Here is a 1,454-nt window from a genome sequence, read left to right as displayed (position 1 = left end):
CCTTTGCTATTCAGGTGTAAATAGCTACCTAGATTCTTTGGCGACCGAAGAGATTCGTAAAGTAGAGGCAGCGAAGAAACTTACTTCAAACAATGAAGAATACTTAGCAACACTAAATCAAAATGTTAATAAGTTTGAGAGACAGTTGACAGAACTTAGAGCAGTCCAAGCCTCTATCAATGAACAAATCTCACTAAAAAACAATCAAATCCAAATTCTAAACGATCAAGCAAGTGCGCGGCGTCTAAAAGCTATAGATTGCTCTGCCGTTCCTGACTGTGCTTCATCTGTATTAGCCTTTGAAAACCAATCAAATCGAATCGCTAGTGACGTTCAAAGCCTTGATATTACACGAAATCAAAATCAAGAAAGGCTTTCAAAACTTCAAGATGACTTAGATTCATCTCAAAGCGAAATAGACAAGCGAAAGCTAGCGAACACTTTGAGTATGAATGAGTTTGCAGGGACAGAATCTGGATTCATTCTGAAAAAATCAGCATACGAAAAAGCTGTTTTATCAATATTTTCTCCATTCGGAGTAAAAGTTGAAAAGCCATTCGACCTCTTCATGATGCTTGTCTCCGGGCTTATTTATCCTGTTTACTTTTTATTAAACCTCTTCTTATCGCTAAATTCTGAAGAAAATAGAATTGCGCGTGAAAAACGTTTAGAAAGCAAAAAAATAAGGCACATGCTACTGCAAAGCATTACTAGATACATTCGTTCCAGAATGCTTCGTAAGAAAAAAACAAGCTTAGCGAACCTCGCAGATAGCTTCAAATTGAGAAGAAAAAGGAAATCTCGTCGCGAGCTGGTCTATAAAAAAATGATCCGATACTTTCAAGTCTGGGCGCATCGCCGGAAAAAGACTAAAAACATTGAAGTAGAGAAGATCAAAGAAGTTCCAACTGAAGTCGAGGTTGAGAAAATTGTTGAGATCGAGGTTGAAAAAGAAGTAGAAGTCGAAAAAATTGTTGAAGTCGAAAAAATCGTAGAAGTCGAAGTTGAAGTCGAAAGAATCGTAGAAGTTGAAAAAATAGTCGTAAAAGAGATTGCTGTTGAAGTAGATAAAATTGTAGAAGTTCCAACAGAAATTCCTGTGTATGTAGAGAAAATTAAAACAATACCTGAACCTATGTTCATTAACGATCCGCAAGTGATTATTCATGAACGAATTATTCCAGTACCTGCAGATATAACCGGTAAAGAACTAGAGGAATTAATTAATGCGCAGCCTCGACTTAACACAACTACACGAAATTCGGAGACAGAAGATAATATCTCAGTTCACGAACCAAACAGAGAACTCAGCACAACCAATTGATGAACAAACACTTAACGCCGATCAAAATCCAAAAGTAAATTCAGAAGGATTTTTTTCTAACGAATCGTCTACTGAAATTAAGCAAGTTCAAAATGAAACGACAGCCGAAGAACTGAAGTCGAAATTAAAC

Annotated in this window: 1 protein-coding gene; it reads left to right on the top strand. The window is 36.6% G+C overall.

Features of this window, described 5'->3' with window-relative positions:
* Positions 1–1,324, top strand: a 1,324-nt coding sequence (locus tag AB4496_RS28755) for a hypothetical protein (protein WP_372133507.1), incomplete at its 5' end; no start/stop codon positions are given.
* Positions 1,325–1,454 lie beyond the last annotated feature (130 nt).

The sequence above is a fragment of the Vibrio sp. 10N.222.46.A1 genome (genome assembly GCF_041473595.1).
In the GTDB taxonomy this organism is placed as follows: domain Bacteria; phylum Pseudomonadota; class Gammaproteobacteria; order Enterobacterales; family Vibrionaceae; genus Vibrio; species Vibrio tasmaniensis_A.
Note: the sequence above shows the minus strand (reverse complement) of the source record. Positions and strands in the feature narration are given on the sequence as shown.